Source organism: Salinibacterium sp. NG253, from assembly GCF_015864945.1.
Taxonomy (GTDB): domain Bacteria; phylum Actinomycetota; class Actinomycetes; order Actinomycetales; family Microbacteriaceae; genus Rhodoglobus.
Genome location: NZ_JADYWF010000003.1, coordinates 136,541 through 152,976, shown reverse-complemented (window position 1 = coordinate 152,976; position 16,436 = coordinate 136,541). Strand labels below are relative to the sequence as shown.

16 protein-coding genes are annotated in these 16,436 nt (G+C 61.7%); 4 read left to right on the top strand and 12 right to left on the bottom strand.

Going from position 1 to position 16,436, the window contains the following annotated elements; genetic code table 11:
• Positions 1-52: 52 nt before the first annotated feature.
• From I6E52_RS13570 to I6E52_RS13550, 5 genes are read right to left on the bottom strand one after another with little or no spacing between them, the layout of a single operon-like run.
• The gene (locus I6E52_RS13570) at positions 53-895 is read right to left on the bottom strand and encodes a CAP domain-containing protein (protein ID WP_197158278.1); all 843 of its coding nucleotides are present in this window, start codon (positions 893-895) and stop codon (positions 53-55) included.
• Positions 896-953: 58 nt separating this feature from the next.
• Entirely contained in the window at positions 954-1,811 is an 858-nt protein-coding gene (locus I6E52_RS13565) for an aldehyde dehydrogenase family protein (protein WP_197158276.1), read from the bottom strand.
• A complete protein-coding gene (locus tag I6E52_RS13560; RefSeq protein ID WP_197139181.1) occupies positions 1,808-3,319 on the bottom strand; it encodes an aldehyde dehydrogenase family protein in 1,512 nt (503 codons plus the stop codon). Before I6E52_RS13560 ends, I6E52_RS13565 begins: the two co-directional genes overlap by 4 nt.
• A gap of 8 nt (positions 3,320-3,327) precedes the next feature.
• Positions 3,328-4,341 (bottom strand): deoxyribose-phosphate aldolase, encoded by a 1,014-nt coding sequence (gene deoC, locus I6E52_RS13555; RefSeq protein ID WP_197108838.1) that lies wholly within the window; start codon positions 4,339-4,341, stop codon positions 3,328-3,330.
• Positions 4,338-5,282 carry a sugar-binding transcriptional regulator gene (locus tag I6E52_RS13550; RefSeq protein ID WP_197108840.1) on the bottom strand — a complete coding sequence of 315 codons (945 nt, stop codon included), beginning with the start codon at positions 5,280-5,282 and terminating at the stop codon, positions 4,338-4,340. Before I6E52_RS13550 ends, deoC begins: the two co-directional genes overlap by 4 nt.
• Before the next feature lie 189 nt (positions 5,283-5,471).
• On the opposite strand from I6E52_RS13550, the gene I6E52_RS13545 reads away from it, so the two are divergent.
• On the top strand, positions 5,472-6,434 hold the full coding sequence (locus I6E52_RS13545) for an ROK family protein (protein WP_197158273.1): 963 nt from the start codon (positions 5,472-5,474) through the stop codon (positions 6,432-6,434).
• A gap of 65 nt (positions 6,435-6,499) precedes the next feature.
• Here the strand turns inward: I6E52_RS13545 and I6E52_RS13540 are convergent, their stop codons facing one another.
• Positions 6,500-7,747, bottom strand: a complete 1,248-nt coding sequence (locus I6E52_RS13540; protein WP_197158270.1) for a CynX/NimT family MFS transporter — start codon at positions 7,745-7,747, stop codon at positions 6,500-6,502.
• A gap of 89 nt (positions 7,748-7,836) precedes the next feature.
• Between I6E52_RS13540 and I6E52_RS13535 the strand changes: the two genes are divergently transcribed.
• Entirely contained in the window at positions 7,837-8,106 is a 270-nt protein-coding gene (locus I6E52_RS13535) for a hypothetical protein (protein ID WP_197126666.1), read from the top strand.
• Positions 8,107-8,116: 10 nt separating this feature from the next.
• On the opposite strand, the gene I6E52_RS13530 is transcribed toward I6E52_RS13535, so the two are convergent.
• Genes I6E52_RS13530 through truB form a run of 4 tightly spaced genes read right to left on the bottom strand, consistent with a single transcriptional unit; the run spans position 8,117 to position 10,849 of the window.
• Positions 8,117-9,073: a bifunctional riboflavin kinase/FAD synthetase gene (locus I6E52_RS13530; RefSeq protein ID WP_197158267.1), complete on the bottom strand. Its 957-nt coding sequence runs from the start codon at positions 9,071-9,073 to the stop codon at positions 8,117-8,119.
• A gap of 1 nt (position 9,074) precedes the next feature.
• Positions 9,075-9,488: a hypothetical protein gene (locus tag I6E52_RS13525; RefSeq protein WP_197158265.1), complete on the bottom strand. Its 414-nt coding sequence runs from the start codon at positions 9,486-9,488 to the stop codon at positions 9,075-9,077.
• Positions 9,489-9,513: 25 nt separating this feature from the next.
• Complete coding sequence (locus I6E52_RS13520; RefSeq protein ID WP_197158263.1) at positions 9,514-9,882, bottom strand: hypothetical protein; 369 nt, start codon at positions 9,880-9,882, stop codon at positions 9,514-9,516.
• Positions 9,875-10,849, bottom strand: a complete 975-nt coding sequence (gene truB, locus I6E52_RS13515; protein ID WP_197158261.1) for a tRNA pseudouridine(55) synthase TruB — start codon at positions 10,847-10,849, stop codon at positions 9,875-9,877. Before truB ends, I6E52_RS13520 begins: the two co-directional genes overlap by 8 nt.
• A 132-nt stretch (positions 10,850-10,981) precedes the next feature.
• Between truB and I6E52_RS13510 the strand changes: the two genes are divergently transcribed.
• Complete coding sequence (locus I6E52_RS13510; protein WP_197158259.1) at positions 10,982-12,001, top strand: ketopantoate reductase family protein; 1,020 nt, start codon at positions 10,982-10,984, stop codon at positions 11,999-12,001.
• 59 nt (positions 12,002-12,060) lie between these two features.
• Positions 12,061-12,954 carry an A/G-specific adenine glycosylase gene (locus tag I6E52_RS13505; protein ID WP_197158256.1) on the top strand — a complete coding sequence of 298 codons (894 nt, stop codon included), beginning with the start codon at positions 12,061-12,063 and terminating at the stop codon, positions 12,952-12,954.
• 41 nt (positions 12,955-12,995) lie between these two features.
• On the opposite strand, the gene rbfA is transcribed toward I6E52_RS13505, so the two are convergent.
• Together rbfA and infB are read right to left on the bottom strand one after the other, a co-directional pair.
• Positions 12,996-13,478: a 30S ribosome-binding factor RbfA gene (gene rbfA / locus I6E52_RS13500; RefSeq protein ID WP_197158254.1), complete on the bottom strand. Its 483-nt coding sequence runs from the start codon at positions 13,476-13,478 to the stop codon at positions 12,996-12,998.
• Positions 13,479-13,603: 125 nt separating this feature from the next.
• Entirely contained in the window at positions 13,604-16,420 is a 2,817-nt protein-coding gene (gene infB / locus I6E52_RS13495; RefSeq protein WP_197126658.1) for a translation initiation factor IF-2, read from the bottom strand.
• Between the last annotated feature and the right edge of the window lie 16 nt (positions 16,421-16,436).

Genomic DNA, 16,436 nt, shown 5'->3' with positions numbered 1-16,436 from the left:
AGCGCGACTGGGAAGCAGCGCACAAACGCCTAGATACTCGCCCTAGGTGCTTCTATTGACGGGCGCGACGCGCTACAGGCCGTCGTGACTTCAGACGACGCCACACCACGAACCAGAAGCCTCCGCCGACCGCAAGCAGGGTGAAGAAGATGGTCCACGAGATCCAGGTGTAGTCGGGGCGAGCGCCATAGACGCTGGCCTGCAGCTCGGCTTGCGAGAGCGTGGGAGCAGCATCGCCGTCAATCTCACCGATTGCTCCGTCGGAGGACGACCCCGAGGATGAGTTCGTTCCCGTGCCCGCGTCGCCCGTCTCGCTGGCGGTCGGGGTGGGAGTCGGCGTTGCGGAGGCGGTTGCCGAATCGCTTGGCTCTTCAGAAGGCTCAGGATCGGGATCCGGTGCGGGCGCTGCGGAAGCCGCATCCGGACCAGTGTGGCCGGGGTAGGTCGCGAAGACCTGCACTCCCCACGTTGTTCCACCGCTGGAGTAGAAGGCGATACCGATGTCGGTGAATGCGCCCAGGATGTTCTCGCGGTGGCCCTGCGACGCCATCCAGCCATCATGCATCGCCTGAGCGGTGCGGTAGCCCTGCGCCACATTTTCGCCAGCCGAACGCCAGCCACTCGGGATCTGATCCGAATAGTTGGGGTTGTGCGACATGGTGTTGTTCGCCGCCATCTTCTTGGCCCACGCCAAAGCGACCGCGTCCATCTCAGCATTGCGGATGAGGCCGAGCTGACCGTCATCCCACCGCGCTTCATTCACGAGACTGTAAATCGTGTCTGCCTCTGCCGCAGAAGCGGGGCTGGCTGCGGCGACAGGGACCAGAAATATCGCCAGCAGGAAGGCAAAGGCTGCGCTGACAATACGAGACGGAGTGTGGCGTGAAAAAATCATTACTCAGCAAGTATCCGTAGATACGCGCGCTGGGCAACCCCCACGCCACACCTCTCGGCTAAATCAGAGACTTCGTGTGCCAGACCGTTTTCGTTTCGGTCCACTGAACGATGCGTTCAACGGAGGGCGCAGGAACCCCTACAACCGGGCCGAGCACGCGCTTGAGCGTGTCGGCTGCGGCAATTTGAAGGTCAACCCACTCGAGCCGTTCTGCTCCGGCGAGGTCGAGACCATTGACATCCGCATGGCTCGCAAGCCACGGCGCGATCTCCGCTGGTGACCCCGTGAGGATATTGACGACGCCACCGGGAACGTCACTCGTCGCGAGAACCTCAGAGAGGCTGATCGCGCTGAGCGGAGCGTTCTGGTGAGCAACCACGACAACCGTGTTGCCGCTGACGAGAGCCGGAGCAATGACGCTCACGAGGCCAAGCAGCGACGACGAATCCTGCGGAGCCACGATGGCGATGACGCCACTGGGCTCCGGGGTCGAGAGGTTGAAGTACGGACCAGAAACGGGGTTACCGTTACCGGCAACCTGCACGTACTTGTCCGCCCAGCCCGCGTACCAAACCCAGGCATCGATTGCCGTATCGAGCTGCGCGGTCGCTGCCGACTTCGAGAGCGATTCGGTAGCCATGAGCTCGTCGATGAACTGCTCGCGACGCCCCTCCAACAGCTCGGCGATGCGGTACAGCACCTGGCCGCGGTTGTAGCCCGTGGCCCCCGACCAGCCGCTGAAGGCTGCGCGGGCGGCGACTACGGCATCCCGTGCATCCTTGCGGCTTGCCAGCGCTGCGTTCGCGAGGAAGGCACCCTTTTTAGTGGCGACTTCGTAGGTACGGCCGCTTTCGCTGCGCGGAAACTTGCCACCGATGTAGAGCTTGTAGGTCTTAGGAACCGTGAGACGGGTCATTTCTTGCCACCTTTCGTGACGGCGGGCGCGGCCCATCCAGCGGATTCTAGGTAGGAGGCCAGTCCGTGACGGCCACCCTCGCGGCCGTAGCCACTCTCCTTGTAGCCACCAAACGGCGACGCAGGATCGAAACGGTTGAACGTGTTGGCCCAGATAACGCCAGCACGCAGCTTGTCAGCCACCGCGAGGACTCGTGAGCCCTTCTCGCTCCAAATGCCCGCAGACAGCCCGTAGGGCGTGTTGTTGGCCTTAGCGATAGCTTCTGCGGGAGTGCGGAACGTGAGAACGCTCAGCACCGGCCCGAAGACTTCTTCGCGAGCGATGCGACTCGAGGTCGATACGTTCGTGAAGATCGTGGGTGCAAACCAGAAACCGTTTTCGGGAATCGGGCAGTCGGCGGTCCAGCGCTCTGAACCTTCGGCTTCACCAATGTCGCTGAGTTCACGGATGCGGTCGAGCTGAGCCTTGGAGTTGATCGCACCGATGTCGGTGTTCTTGTCGAGCGGGTCACCCATGCGCAGTGTCGACAGTCGCGCCTTGAGACGGTCGACGACCTCGTCGTGCACGTTCTCTTGAACCAGCAGTCGCGATCCTGCACAGCAGACGTGACCCTGGTTGAAGAAGATGCCGTTGACGATTCCCTCAATGGCTTGGTCCATGGGGGCGTCATCGAAGACGATGTTCGCCGCCTTGCCGCCGAGTTCGAGGGTGACTTTCTTGCCCGTGCCTGCGACCGACTTCGCGATCGCACGGCCAACACCGGTCGAGCCGGTGAAGGCGACCTTGTTGACGTCGGGGTGGTTGACGAGCGCGTGGCCCGTGTCGCCGGCGCCGGTGACGATGTTGACGACACCCTTGGGCAGGTCAGCCTGCTGCAGGATTTCGGCGAAGATCATCGCGCTCAACGGCGTCGTCTCTGCCGGCTTGATCACGACGGTGTTTCCTGCCGCGAGCGCCGGAGCGATCTTCCACGCGAGCATGAGCAGCGGGAAGTTCCACGGGATTACCTGAGCGGCAACGCCGAGCGACTGCGGGTTTGGGCCGAGACCGGCGTAGTCGAGCTTGTCAGCCCAACCGGCGTAGTAGAAGAACCAGGCAGCAACGAGAGGCACGTCAACGTCGCGGCTCTCCTTGATCGGCTTTCCGTTATCGAGGCTCTCGGCAACAGCAAGCTCACGAGCCCGCTCCTGCACGAGGCGCGCGATGCGGAAGAGGTACTTGCCGCGGTCAGCGCCCGAGAGCTTCGACCACGTGCGGTCGTAAGCCTTGCGGGCTGCAGCGACGGCAACATCCACATCGGCGCTGTTGGCGTTGGAGATCGAGGCGATCTCCTTTTCGGTTGCCGGTGAGATCGTGCTGAACGCGTCGCCGCGACCATCCACAAATTCACCATCGATGAAGAGACCGTAGTGCTTCTTCAAGTGCAGAACCGAAGTCGATTCGGGGGCTGGAGCGTAGTCGAGAAAGCTCGGGGCCTTCGCGGTTACCGCTTTGTCATTCTCAGTCATGGTGTGCCTTAGTCAATCGTGACGTAGTCGGGGCCGGAGTAGTGACCGGTGGTGAGCTTCTGACGCTGCATAAGCACGTCATTGAGAAGACTGGATGCTCCGAAACGGAACAGGTGCGGCTGAAGCCATTCCTCGCCAACCGTCTCAGCAACCGTGACGAGGTACTTGATGGCATCCTTCGAGCTGCGGATGCCGCCAGCGGGCTTCACACCGATCTTCTCCCCGGTGAGCAAGTGCCAATCGCGCACAACCTCGAGCATGAGGAGGGTGACGGGTAAGGTCGCTGCCGGCGCGACCTTTCCGGTTGACGTCTTGATGAAGTCTCCCCCGGCCAGAATTGCCAGCCAGGATGCGCGGCGAACGTTGTCGTAGGTGTTGAGTTCGCCGGTCTCCAAGATCACCTTGAGGTGAGCGTAGGTGCCGTTCTCGCGGCGGCAGGCTTCTTTGACCGCAACGATCTGATCGAAGACGACACCGTACTTGCCGGAGAGGAAGGCGCCACGGTCGATAACCATGTCGATTTCGTCTGCACCGTTAGCGACGGCTTCCTTCGTGTCCATGATCTTGATCGGCAACGAGGAGCGTCCGCTCGGGAACGCGGTCGCGACGGCGGCAACGTTGATTCCGTTGTCTGAGCCGTTTGACCAGGATGACCCGAGGGCTTCGGCCGCGTAGGGAACCATGTCGCCGTAAACACACACGGCTGCGACCTGAGGAGTCGAGGCATCCGAAGCATCCGGCAGTACAGCCTTGGCGGCGAGCGAGCGAACCTTGCCAGGGGTGTCTGCGCCCTCAAGAGTGGTGAGGTCGATGAGCTTGATGATGGTGTCGAGCGCCCACGCCTTCGACGTGGTCTTGATCGAGCGAGTGCCGAGCGCTGCAGCACGCTGCTCAAGACCGACCGCGTCGACGCCAGGGAGCCCCTCAAGGTGAAGCTTGAGAGATTTCTCGGTCAGGTCTGCTCCGATGAGATTGACCGCGCGCTCAGCAGGAGCGAGCGCGATGGCCGATTCGATTGTCATGTAGTTTCCTCCAGAAGGGCGTGAGCGGTGGCCTCATCGGTGACGATGACGGAACACAGCCCACTCGTAACGACGGCGCGCGCGACGTCATGTTTAGCGTCGCCAGCGACGACAAAAATTGCGTGCTCAGCAGCACGGAGCTCATCAAGGCCGATACCGACGGTTCGTTCGTCGAGTGCCGAATCGACGATCTTGCCTGCGCTATCGATATAGCGGCCGACAACGTCGCCAACCGCTCCCTTAGCCACGAGCTCGTCAACATCGCTCTCAGTGAGGTAGCCGCTATCGACGTGCACGGAACTAGCCCCAGCAACACCAGCGCTATAGAGATACGCGGATGCCGAAGCACCCAACGCACGAACACTTGCCACCGTGCGGTCACGTTCGATCGCACGCTTCGTTTCGACCTGCTCGAGAATTGCGGGGATCGGCAGCAACGTTGCTTGACCGTGTCCCTTCTGGGCAATGGTCACTGCGGTCTGAGCTGCGGTGCCCTGCTTACTGTTGAGGCTCACTCCGCCGTTGATCTGCACCACTTGAACACCGATGGTCCAGCCGTCAGCGAGCAAACGAGCGACCTCGTCGAGAGTGCGACCCCAGCTCACGCCGAGGGTACGGGGAATGGGGCGCACGGCAGCGAGGTAGTCGGCGGCGGCTTGCGCCACCCGAGGGCTCACTTCTTCGTCTTCGGCGGGAAGCGGAACAACAACGGCATCTTTGAGGCCGAAGCGGTCTCGCAGCTGACGTTCGATATCCAGCCGGCGGGCTCGGGGGTGCACGATCTCAATGCGAACAATTCCGGCTTCGCGAGCGCGAGTGAGCAGACGGCCCACTTTCCACCGGGTTATTCCGAGGAGGGCGCCGACTTCATCTTGCGTCTTGTTCTCTTCGTAATAGAGCTCGGCAACGCGCACGGCCAAGAGTTCGGTTGATTCATCCACTGCTGCCTCCTGCTTCAACGATAGAGTCACGGACACCGACGTGCAACATATGCGGGAATGCTTGCTCAGATGAGCAGCTTGTTTGGGTCGTGAGTGCACACACGAGCAGCAAACACCCTGAAGCTGAACACCACACGAACGTCCACAGGTGCACAATGACCACCCCTCGAACCCAATAAGGTGGATGCCGTGACCACCACCACATCAAATCGCTATGCCCTTGCCATTGATATTGGCGGAACCAAAGTCGAGGCCGCTCTCGTTGACCCCCACGGCGTCGTTCTCACCCCGAGTCGCTTCCGCGCCCCCACGGGTCGTGCATCGTCGAGCGCCCAACTCGCGGAGAGCGTGCGCACGGTCGTGCGCCAGTCGATCGCCGAGCTTCCGGATGGCGCCGAATTACTCGGTGCTGGCATCGGCAGCGCTGGCCCCATCTCGGTGTCGCGCGGCGAAGTCTCCCCTTTGAACTTGCCCGCGTGGCGCGACTTTGGAGTCCGCGGCTTGGTCGAAGAAGAACTGCCAGGACTCACGGTGTCTCTGCGCGGCGATGGAAACTGCATCGCACTGGCCGAGCACTGGATTGGCGCTGCCCAGGGAGTGAAGTACTTCATGGGCATGGTCGTCTCCACCGGCGTCGGCGGCGGGCTCATCCTCGACAATCAGCTCATCGACGGTCCCACCGGCAACGGCGGCCACTTCGGTCACGTCGAAGTTGGCGGAGAAACTGTTATCTGCGGTTGTGGCGGAACAGGCTGCGTCGAAGCAGTAGCAGCGGGCCCCAAAACCGTGGAGTGGGCACAATCGCAGGGCTGGACCGGCACCACCGGCGAAGAGCTGTCTGCTGACTATGCGGCCGGAAACGACATTGCGATCGCTGCGGTTCGCCGCTCTGCGCGTGCCGTTGGCCACGGAATCGCCTCAGCCACGGCGCTCGTCGATCTCGAACTGGTCGCGATCGGTGGCGGTTTCTCCCACGTCGCTGCCGACTACATCGACCTTGTCGCCGAAGCGATTACCGACCGAGCGCCTTTCCCGTTCATTACGAAGGTGCGAGTCGTCGCGTCCGGGCTCTCCAGCGATGGCCCGCTGATCGGCGCCGCCTCTCTCGTGCACCACCCCGAGCGACTGAGCACGTCAGCGCTCGGCCATTAGACACACCGTTCAGGATGCTGCGCTGTGGCCGACATCCTGAACGCAGCTAGGTACGCCCACGCCCGCTACTCGTCGAGCGCAGCTACCGGAAAATCGATCTCGTCTTCGACGAAGCTCGGTCGCGCAAGCATGACAGCGCTAATGAGCGCCAGCAGACTGGCCGCGAGCAGGAACATGAGCGGCCACACCCAGCCGCCGCTGAGCTCACGCACGAGGGCCACCGCAAACGGTCCGAGCGCCGCTACCGAGTAGGCGACACTTTGCACAAAGCCGCTGAGAGCTGCCGAGCCTTCATGGGTTCGTGTGCGCAGATTGATCAGCACGAGGCACAGTGGGAACAGGATCGAGCTGATGCCGACAAGTACCACCCATAGCCAGGTCGCGACCGTTGGGGCGAACGCAAGACCGAGAAAGCCAGCAACGCCGACAAACACTCCCCCAGCGATGACCACACCAATATTCCGTACTCGGCTGGCAAGAATCGGGCTCAGAATGCCCAGCGGAATTCCAATGAGCCCGAAGAGCGACAGCATCGCTCCGGCCTCGACCGGGGTGAACTGAGCAGACTCGATAAGAATCTCGGGGAGCCAAGCAAAGAAGGAATAGAACGCGACAGAGGAAACTCCGAACGCAATCGTGATAGCCCACGCCGTTCGCGACTTCGCTACGGCCCACACCGAAATATGGGGCGTCAACGGCAGCACGCTCTCGTCGTTCACCGCCCGACGTTTGGCATGCCGCCCTCGCGACGTCAAGATGAGCCACGGCACGAACGCCGTGAGTGCGAGCGCAGCCCAGACCGCGACAGACACGCGCCATCCCGCAACGTCAGCGATCGGTGCCGCGAAGAACGCCGGGATTGCCGCACCCAACGAGATGAGCACGACGTAGCCACCCGTGACCGTCGCTAAGCGGTCCGGGAAATACTTTTTGACGGCAGGAGGCAGCAGAACGTTGCCGATTCCCATTCCTGCCAGGGCGACAAAACTACCAATAGCCAGCACAACGTAGTTATCGCTGACTGCACGGAGGCTCGACCCCACCACCATCGCGGCCGCCGCAATGAGCAAACCAGCGTCGAGGCCGCGGGCGCGAGCGAGCGCAGGCGCGGCGAGTCCGGCGATAGCAAAAGCGATCGGCGGCAGCATTCCGAGCACACCGAGGCCGAGGCTCGAGATCGGGATGTCGTTCTGGATCACGCCAATAATCGGCGAAATAGCGGCCACTGCGGTGCGCACATTCAATGCAACGAACAGGATGCCAGCAAGAGCAAGAATGCGCCCTCTCCACAGAGTGCGCGCGGGTGTAGTCATTCGCACGAGTCTACGTCCCGAAATCGTCTACCCGTACGATAGTGGTATCGCCGACAACTCGTGTCGGCTGGCATCTCAGGGAGACAAATATGGGTAACAGCGGATTCGACCTCGGTGACATTGGTGACGTCGTCGGCGATCTCGTCAAAGGCAAGGGTCTCGACACTGACGCTCTTGAGCCCATCTGGGAAGGCATCCAGCCGACCCTCAAGGGTCTCGACACCGACACGATCCTTGAGACCGTCGCGAACTGGGCCAAGGACCTCAACCTACCCATCGTCGGCAACGTGCCCGATGACGTGGTCGAGAACCTCAAGAACGGCGTCAAGGTTCCCCTCGACAAGCTCATCAAGGGCTAACTCTTAAAAACTATTTCTTGGGCGTCTCTTTTGCGGGGACGCCCAAGATTTCTCTCACCGCAACCTCGTCAAGGCACATTTGCTCGATCAGATCATCGACCGTCGTGTACTTGACCATGCCACGGACGTATTCGACAAATTCGATTTCGACCCGCTTGCCGTAAATATCGAAATCTTGGTCGAGAGCGTGTGCTTCGACCTGCTTCTCTGGCACCCCGTCAAAAGTCGGGTTGTTGCCGATGGACACCGCGGCCGCAAAGCGAACACCGTCTACGACGAGCCACGCCGCGTAGACGCCATCTGCCGGAATAAAGCCTTCAGAGTTTCGTTCCAAATTGGCGGTTGGATACCCGAGCTCCCGCCCACGCTGTTGACCGAGTACCACCACGCCCCGGACCGAGTGCGGGGCCGTGAGCAATTGCCCGGCCTCAGCCACTCGGCCCTCAGCGAGAAGCTCGCGCACAAAGGTGGAGGAGACGCGACGGCCTTCTTCCAAAGCAATGTCGTCGATGACTACGACATCAAAACCGTGTTGCTCGCCGAGAGTGCGCAGCAAAGCGACATCGCCGGCGCCGCGAGCGCCAAAGCGGAAATCAGCTCCGACGAGAACAACCTTGGTGTCGAGCGCCCCCGCGAGCACCGTCGCGACAAAGTCATCAGCCGAGACTTCGCTGAGGGCGCGGTCAAAGGTCAAGACAAGAGCGGCGTCGACGTCGGTCGTGGCCAGTCGTTCCAGCTTCTGTTCTTTGCTGAGCAAAGGTTGGGGGCACGCTGCTGGGTTCAACAGGCTCATCGGATTGCGGTCGAAAGTGACAACGACAGAGCGCAGACCGCGCTCAGCGGCAACCTCCCGCAAGCGAGCCAGCACTGCACGGTGTCCGCTGTGCACGCCATCGAACTTGCCGATAGTGACGGCAACCGGACCGTAGGTCGCGGGGACAGCATCAATTGACTCGAAAACATCCATGTCAGCGTCTCCCCTCAGCACGACGCACCCGATACAGCCAGATCAGGCCAAGCACCGGAAGAGCGAGAGGCACGAAGAGATAGCCTGCGCCGAAAGCAGACCAGACAGTATCTGCGGGGAACAGCACAGAATCTACCTGGCTGAGGGTTCCGACAGTGAGTACTCCGACAAGTTCAAAAACAATCGCGACCACAGCGACGCGGAACCAGACCCGACCCGAGCGAATGAGGGCAACAGTGGCGACAATGTAGACGAGCCCCGCTAGCCCAGACAACAGATACGCCAGAGGCGCTTCATCGAACTTGGTGGCGATCTGAAACAGCGACCGCGCAGTAGCGCCCAGCGCCATCACCGCATACACGGCAATCAGCACTCGGCCGATGCCCGAGGCAGTCGAAGAAGCTTTCCTAGTCATCACGTTCAACTTTAGGCGCTCTCGGCTACGCCAATTGCACAAACCAGATTTGGCTCATGCGGTAGACCATGACGGCGATCGACAAACAGGCCACTCCCAAGATGACCGTGCTCCAGCGGTTGCGCTCGATAAGCCCCCACATCACCGCTGCGGGAGGGATCAGGATGGCCGACACGAGGTAAATCCAGAACTCCAGCGAACTGCCCGTCGCCACATTGCCGAGCAACGGCGCAACGATCGCCATCACCAGTTGAACGATGAGCAAGAGCTCAACCAATAGCGTTGCACCCAGGGTGTAATCGTTGGGCTTCACTCGCGCGAAACCCACAATCACGGCGCCAAGGCCAGCAACGACCGCCACAGCGATCTGAACCCACACAAACCACTCAACCATTGTTCGGGGTTCCTTCCTCAGGGGCTAACTCGCCGTCGGCCGTCGGCAGGTTCTCGGGCGCAGCTGGCTCGGCATCCGGCCGAAAATTGGAGAGGATGCGGGCGCGGCCGTCAACGATCTCCAAGAGACCAACCAGGCGGCCTTCCGCGTTGATAGCGGCAATCGCACCCTCGCCCTGAGGCTCCAGAGCGATCTGCTTGCCCTGCGCCAGATCTGCCGCCTGCTCGTCATCGAGATCGACAGTGTCGAAAAGCACACGAGCGACCACGGCCGGTGCCACGAGCTTCGTTTCGAGATCCTCATCGACAGCACTCGCGTGCTCGACAGAGAACGGCCCGACCCGAGTGCGACGCAGCACCGTGAGGTGACCGCCAACGCCCAGCGCCTCCCCCATGTCACGAGCAAGGGCTCGAATATAGGTGCCCGAGGAACAATCCACTCGAACCTTCACATCAATGAACTCTCCGCGCGCAATCTCCAGCACTTCGAAAGCAGAAACGGTGACCGCTCGCTCAGCCAGCACGACCTCTTCGCCCGCGCGAGCCAACGTGTAAGCACGGCGACCATCCACCTTGATGGCGCTCACGGAACTGGGGCGCTGCGAGATAGCGCCAGTGAGATTAGCCACGGCGTGCGCGATGGCATCGTCGGAGACGGCAGCGAGAGCCGCGGCATCCGCGGTCTCAGAGAGTTCGCCCTCAGCGTCGTCAGTGTTTGACGATGCCCCCAAACGAATGGTGGCGGTGTACTGCTTGTCGAGCCCGACGAGATACGTGAGCAGGCGAGTCGCATTGTTGACGCCGAGCACGAGAAGCCCGGTAGCCATCGGATCGAGCGTGCCCGCGTGCCCGATCTTGCGGGTGCCCACTGATTTGCGAGCCCGAGAAATGACGCCATGGCTCGTGATGCCTTGAGGCTTATCGACGAACAGGATGCCGCTCGTAGGATTGCGTGGCGGCTTAGCCATAACATTCCTTTCCGCACGGGTGCCCTAGATGGGCAGCCCCACAACTTTAGCCAATTCTGGCGCCGTCGACGTGCGGCGCTCCATTGAGTTCGGTCAGGATAAATGTTCACGTAGTACGCCTAGACTTCCCCTATGCGAATCGGCGTTATTGGGGCGGGTGCCGTGGGCGGTGCAATAGCAGCGTTACTCGCGCGCGCCGGCAACGATGTTGAAGTGACAGCCCGCGGAGCCCATCTTCAGGCCATCCGCGAATCGGGACTCACCCTCACCGGCGCCTGGGGCGACAGTGTGTCCCGCGTACGTGTTGCTGGCACCCTCAGCCGCGTCAACGAACTCGTGATCGTTGCCACAAAAGCGCACGATGCTGAAGAGGCGATTCGCGACAACATCCGCTTCTTGCGCGACCTTCCGGTCGTCATTTTCCAGAACGGTCTCGACTCACTCGATGTCGCCACCCACGCTTCCCCGCGATCAGACATCATCGGCGGGCTTGCAACTTTCGCTTCATCATTCCTCTCCCCCGGCATCATCCGTGTCACCGCCGCCGGCCCCAGCTACCTCGGAGTCGCCGGGAACAACGATGTGCCCGCACGGTACGCCGCGCACGTGCTCAACACCGTGATGCCGACCTTCGCTGTGGCCAACTTCCAGGGTGCCCAATGGACGAAGCTCGTTATCAATCAGGTCAACGCGTTGCCGGCGATCACGGGCCTCAGCGTGCAAGACGTCATCGATGATCGGGCACTGCGCCGGATAATGACCGCAAGTATGCGTGAGACGGCACGCACCGCCCTCGCCAGCGGCATCCGCTTCGAAACCCTTCAAGGGCTCTCCCACCGACGCCTGCGCAACCTCGCACGGTCACCGCTGTGGTTCGGTCAGATCATTCCCCTGCTCATGAGCCAGCGGATGGGGCGCACGCCCAATCCCGGCTCTACGTTGCAGAGCATTCGTCGCGGCCAGATCAGCGAAGTGGATGCCCTCAACGGCGCCGTCGTGCGCGCCGCCGCAGAGATCAACCGTGCCGCCCCCATCAACGCGCTCATGGTTGAGCTCGTGCACTCCGTCGAAAAGACCGGCAACTTCTTGAGTATCGACGATGTCGCTGCACGATACGCCGCGCTCGACACCAGCACTCGCCCCGCTCGATAGCCAGCGCCGATTACGCCCCGACCCTGCGCCCGACGACTTCGACGAAACCACAGACTTCCGTGACCACCGAAACCGCGACGCCTGATCGCAGCGAAATCGCCCGACTCATCCGCGACTGGTTTACTGAACACGGCCGCGACCTGCCGTGGCGACACGATGACTTCGGGGCGTGGGGCATCCTCGTGAGCGAGATCATGTTGCAGCAGACCCCCGTGGTTCGCGTCATCCCCCGACTCGCGCAGTGGCTCGAACGCTGGCCATCCCCCGCCGCTCTCGCGGCCTCCGCCCCCGGCGATGCCGTTCGTGCGTGGGAACGGCTCGGCTATCCGCGCCGCGCTCTCAACCTGCATGCTGCCGCGACCGTGATCGCTGAGGTCCACCACAACGTGGTTCCCGAGGATGTGCCGACCCTGCTGTCGCTGCCTGGTATCGGCGACTACACGGCCCGCGCTGTCGCTGTATTCGCCTACGGCCACCATCATCCGGTCGTTGACACCAATGTGCGGCGGGTGATCGCCCGGGCCGTCAACGGCGAGGGCGAAGCGGGCCCGCCGTCGACGAAGAGAGATCTCGCAGCGATGGAGCAGCTTCTGCCCGCCGACCGGGCTGCAGCTCACGCCACCAACGCGGCCGTCATGGAACTAGGCGCGATCGTGTGTACCGCCAAGAAACCGCGGTGTGAGGAGTGCCCGGTGCGCGAGCTGTGCGCATGGCGTGCTGCTGGCTACCCGGCCTATGAGGGCAAGCGGCAGGTGGTGCAGAAAAAATTTGAGGGCTCAGACCGCCAAGTGCGCGGTCTTATCCTTGCCGGGCTTCGGGCCAGCGATGTGCCGGTCACCGCAGACGAAATCACGCAAGTGTGGGCGGATGCCGAACAGCGTGAACGCGCACTGGCAGGCCTCCTGAAGGACGGACTCGCCGTCGCTGAGGATTCGGGTTACGTTCTGCCCTAGCGGGCGTCAGTCAGGCGCGCTTTCGCCGCCTGGCGGAACAGCTAGGCCTGAGTCGTGTCATCCTCGTCGTCGTCAAAGCCTGCGGCTTCTTCTTCGGCGGCAAGATCGCGAGGCTTCACGTAGGGGTCTTCTTCTCCTGCGTACTTCGCGCTCTTCTTGAGAGCGTCGACCGACGCGTCCCGCTGTTGGGCTTCCGTAAGAAGCGAGTCGATGAGAGCCGCGTTCTCGGGGATGCCGTCTGCAATGAACTGAATTGATGGCGTGAGGCGTGCGGTGAGATTCTTACCCACTTCGCGACGCACGAGGCCGGTGGCCGACTTGAGAGCCGCTGCACTGTCGCTGCGTTCTTCGTCAGTGCCGTAGACCGTGTAGAAAACTGAGGCGTGCTGGAGGTCGCCGGTTACCCGAACGTCAGTGATGGTCACGAAACCCAAGCGAGGATCTCTGATGCCACGCTCAAGCGTCTTGGCAACGATTACCTTGATGCGATCCGCCATTTTCGCGGCGCGAGCTGCGTCAACCATCTCTACTCCTTCTAGTACTTGTGCTGCCTCGGGGTGTACCGAGGCGTTGACGGCAACCTGACCAGGAAGCTTGCGGAGCCTGCGTAGCTCCGCTTCCTGATCAGGTTGCCGTCATAAGCCAACGGCTAAACCCGCGGCTTTTCCTTCATTTCAATTGTCTCGATCTCGTCACCGATTTGGATGTCGTTGAACTTACCAAGTCCGATACCGGCTTCGTAGTCGGTACGAACTTCAGTGACGTCGTCCTTGAAGCGACGCAGCGAGTCGATCGCCAGGTTGTCGCCAACGACGACACCTTCGCGGATAACTCGTGCCTTGGCGTTTCGCGTGATCGTTCCCGATCGCACGATGACACCGGCGATGTTTCCGACCTTGGAGGAGCGGAAGATCTCGCGGATCTCAGCAACACCCGACTGAACTTCTTCGAATTCAGGCTTGAGCATTCCCTTGAGCGAGTTCTCCACGTCTTCCAGTGCGGCGTAGATGACCGAGTAGAAGCGCACGTCGACACCTTCGCGAACGGCGCGCTCGCGTGCCTTCGGGTCGGGGCGAACGTTGAATCCGATGATGATGGCGTTGTCGACCGTGGCGAGGTTGATGTCGCTTTCGGTAACAGCACCGACACCGCGGTGGATGATGCGCAGCTGAACCGAGTCATCAACATCAATCTTGAGCAGCGACTCTTCGAGGGCTTCAACAGCACCCGATACGTCACCCTTGATGATGAGGTTGAGCGATTCGACCTTGCCGTCTTCGAGGGCCTTTGTGAAGTCCTCGAGGCTGATGCGCTTGCGGCTACGAGCGAGCATTGCGTTACGCTCTGCTGCTTCGCGCTTTTCAGCGATCTGGCGGGCCATGCGGTCGTCGTCGGTAACCAAGAACACGTCGCCGGCCTTGGGTACTGAAGTCAGACCGAGCACAGCAACGGGGCGCGAAGGCTCCGCGTGTGTAACCGATTCGCCGTTCTCGTCGAACATGGCACGAACGCGACCGTAGGCGGTACCCGCAACGATGGGGTCTCCGACTTCAAGCGTTCCCGACTGGATAAGCACGGTAGCAACAGCACCGCGGCCCTTGTCGAGCTTCGCTTCAATCGCGACACCACGAGCGTCCTTGTTGGGGTTTGCTCGCAGGTCGAGTCCGGCATCCGCTGTCAGGAGCACTGCGTCAAGAAGCTCGGTGATACCGACCTTGTTGAGCGCCGAGACATCCATGAACATGGTGTCTCCGCCGTACTCTTCTGCAACGAGGCCGAATTCGGTGAGCTGCTGACGCACCTTCGCCGGGTTCGCACCCTCTTTATCGATCTTGTTGATCGCGACAACGATCGGAACGTTTGCTGCCTGAGCGTGGTTGAGAGCTTCAACCGTCTGGGGCATGATTCCGTCATCTGCTGCAACCACGAGGATCGCAACGTCGGTGACCTGAGCTCCACGAGCACGCATAGCGGTGAACGCTTCGTGGCCCGGGGTGTCAATGAAGGTGATCGGACGTTCGATACCGTCGTGCTCTTTGACAACCTGGTAAGCACCAATGTGCTGCGTGATGCCGCCGGCTTCGCCCGCAACAACGTTGGCGTTACGGATAGCGTCAAGAAGCTTGGTCTTACCGTGGTCAACGTGACCCATGACGGTAACAACAGGAGGACGAATAACAAGTTCGTCTTCTGATTCGTCTTCGAGTTCTTGATCGAGGTCCATGTCGAAGCCGAGCAGAAGCTCGCGGTCTTCTTCTTCTGGCGAGACCATTTCGATCTTGAAGCCGAGTTCTTCACCCAGAATGTCGAACGTTGCCTCATCGAGAGACTCGGTTGCTGTCGCCATTTGTCCCAAGTGGAACAGAACAGTGACGAGGTTTCCGGGGCTCGTGTCGATCTTGTCGGCGAAGTCGGTGATGGATGCACCACGGCGAAGACGAATGACTTCCTTGCCGTTTCCGCGCGGGACGCTAACGCCACCAAGCGACGGTGCTTCTCTCAGTTCGAACTCTGCCCGCTTCGCCCGCTTGGACTTGCGTGCCTTGCTCTTGCCGCCGCCGCGACCGAAAGCACCTGCGGTGCCTCCACCGGGGCCACGACCGCGTCCACCAGCTGGCGGACGGTTAGGACCAAAGTTGTTTCCTGGTGCTCCACCGGGACGGAATCCGCCACCAGCTGCGCCTGGGCGTGCGCCAGCGCCTGCTCCAGCAGGACCGCCTGGACGCTGACCGAAGCCACCTGGGCGCTGACCCTGACCGGGTCCACCGGGACGAGGCGAGCCGGGGCGAGGTGAACCTGGGCGCGGCGAACCGGGACGAGGTGCACCCGGACGCGGAGCGCCGGGACGAGGCAGGCCCGGACGCGGAGCGCCAGGACGAGGAATCGAGCTTGCGCCACCGGCAGGTGCCGGTCGCCCCATGCCCTGATTCGAGGCGAAGGGGTTGTTTCCCGGACGGGGAGTACCCGGACGAGGAACAGCGGAAGGGTTGGGAGCATCTGCTGCGCCGCCCGCGGGCTTTGCACCCGACTCGGCGGAAGCCTTCTCAGCGGCCAATGCCTTTTCAGCAGCCAATGCCTGAGCTTGACGCTCGGCAACCGTCAGAGGAGCGGGAGCCGCGCCTTCTTCTGGTTCAGCAGCCTGCTCGGGCTCCGGTGCGGCAGCGGGTGCTTCCTCAGCAACAGGTGCTGGGGTCGGTGCGCTAGGCATCGGAGTCTTGGGCTTCGGTGTCGCTTTAGCGGCAGCCTTCGGCGCGGCCTTGGGAGCAGCCTTAGGCTTCTCCGGCTCTGCCGGTGCTTTCGCTGCGTCAGCTTCGAGTGCAGCCTTCAACCGTCGTGCGACGGGGGGCTCAATGCTCGATGACGGGCCCTTAACGAATTCGCCCATTTCTTTAAGCTTCGCTAGAGCAGCCTTGCTATCGACGCCAGCTTCGGCGGCGACTTCGTGTACGCGTGGTTTTGCAGCCACTTTTCTCCTGTCTGGG

Bases quoted from the DNA above. Each gene is read 5' to 3' on its own strand.
- I6E52_RS13570 (WP_197158278.1), bottom strand. From the start codon at position 895: ATGATTTTTTCACGCCACACTCCGTCTCGTATTGTCAGCGCAGCCTTT.
- I6E52_RS13565 (WP_197158276.1), bottom strand. From the start codon at position 1,811: ATGACCCGTCTCACGGTTCCTAAGACCTACAAGCTCTACATCGGTGGC.
- I6E52_RS13560 (WP_197139181.1), bottom strand. From the start codon at position 3,319: ATGACTGAGAATGACAAAGCGGTAACCGCGAAGGCCCCGAGCTTTCTC.
- deoC (WP_197108838.1), bottom strand. From the start codon at position 4,341: ATGACAATCGAATCGGCCATCGCGCTCGCTCCTGCTGAGCGCGCGGTC.
- I6E52_RS13540 (WP_197158270.1), bottom strand. From the start codon at position 7,747: ATGACTACACCCGCGCGCACTCTGTGGAGAGGGCGCATTCTTGCTCTT.
- I6E52_RS13535 (WP_197126666.1), top strand. From the start codon at position 7,837: ATGGGTAACAGCGGATTCGACCTCGGTGACATTGGTGACGTCGTCGGC.
- I6E52_RS13530 (WP_197158267.1), bottom strand. From the start codon at position 9,073: ATGGATGTTTTCGAGTCAATTGATGCTGTCCCCGCGACCTACGGTCCG.
- I6E52_RS13525 (WP_197158265.1), bottom strand. From the start codon at position 9,488: ATGACTAGGAAAGCTTCTTCGACTGCCTCGGGCATCGGCCGAGTGCTG.
- I6E52_RS13520 (WP_197158263.1), bottom strand. From the start codon at position 9,882: ATGGTTGAGTGGTTTGTGTGGGTTCAGATCGCTGTGGCGGTCGTTGCT.
- truB (WP_197158261.1), bottom strand. From the start codon at position 10,849: ATGGCTAAGCCGCCACGCAATCCTACGAGCGGCATCCTGTTCGTCGAT.
- I6E52_RS13510 (WP_197158259.1), top strand. From the start codon at position 10,982: ATGCGAATCGGCGTTATTGGGGCGGGTGCCGTGGGCGGTGCAATAGCA.
- rbfA (WP_197158254.1), bottom strand. From the start codon at position 13,478: ATGGTTGACGCAGCTCGCGCCGCGAAAATGGCGGATCGCATCAAGGTA.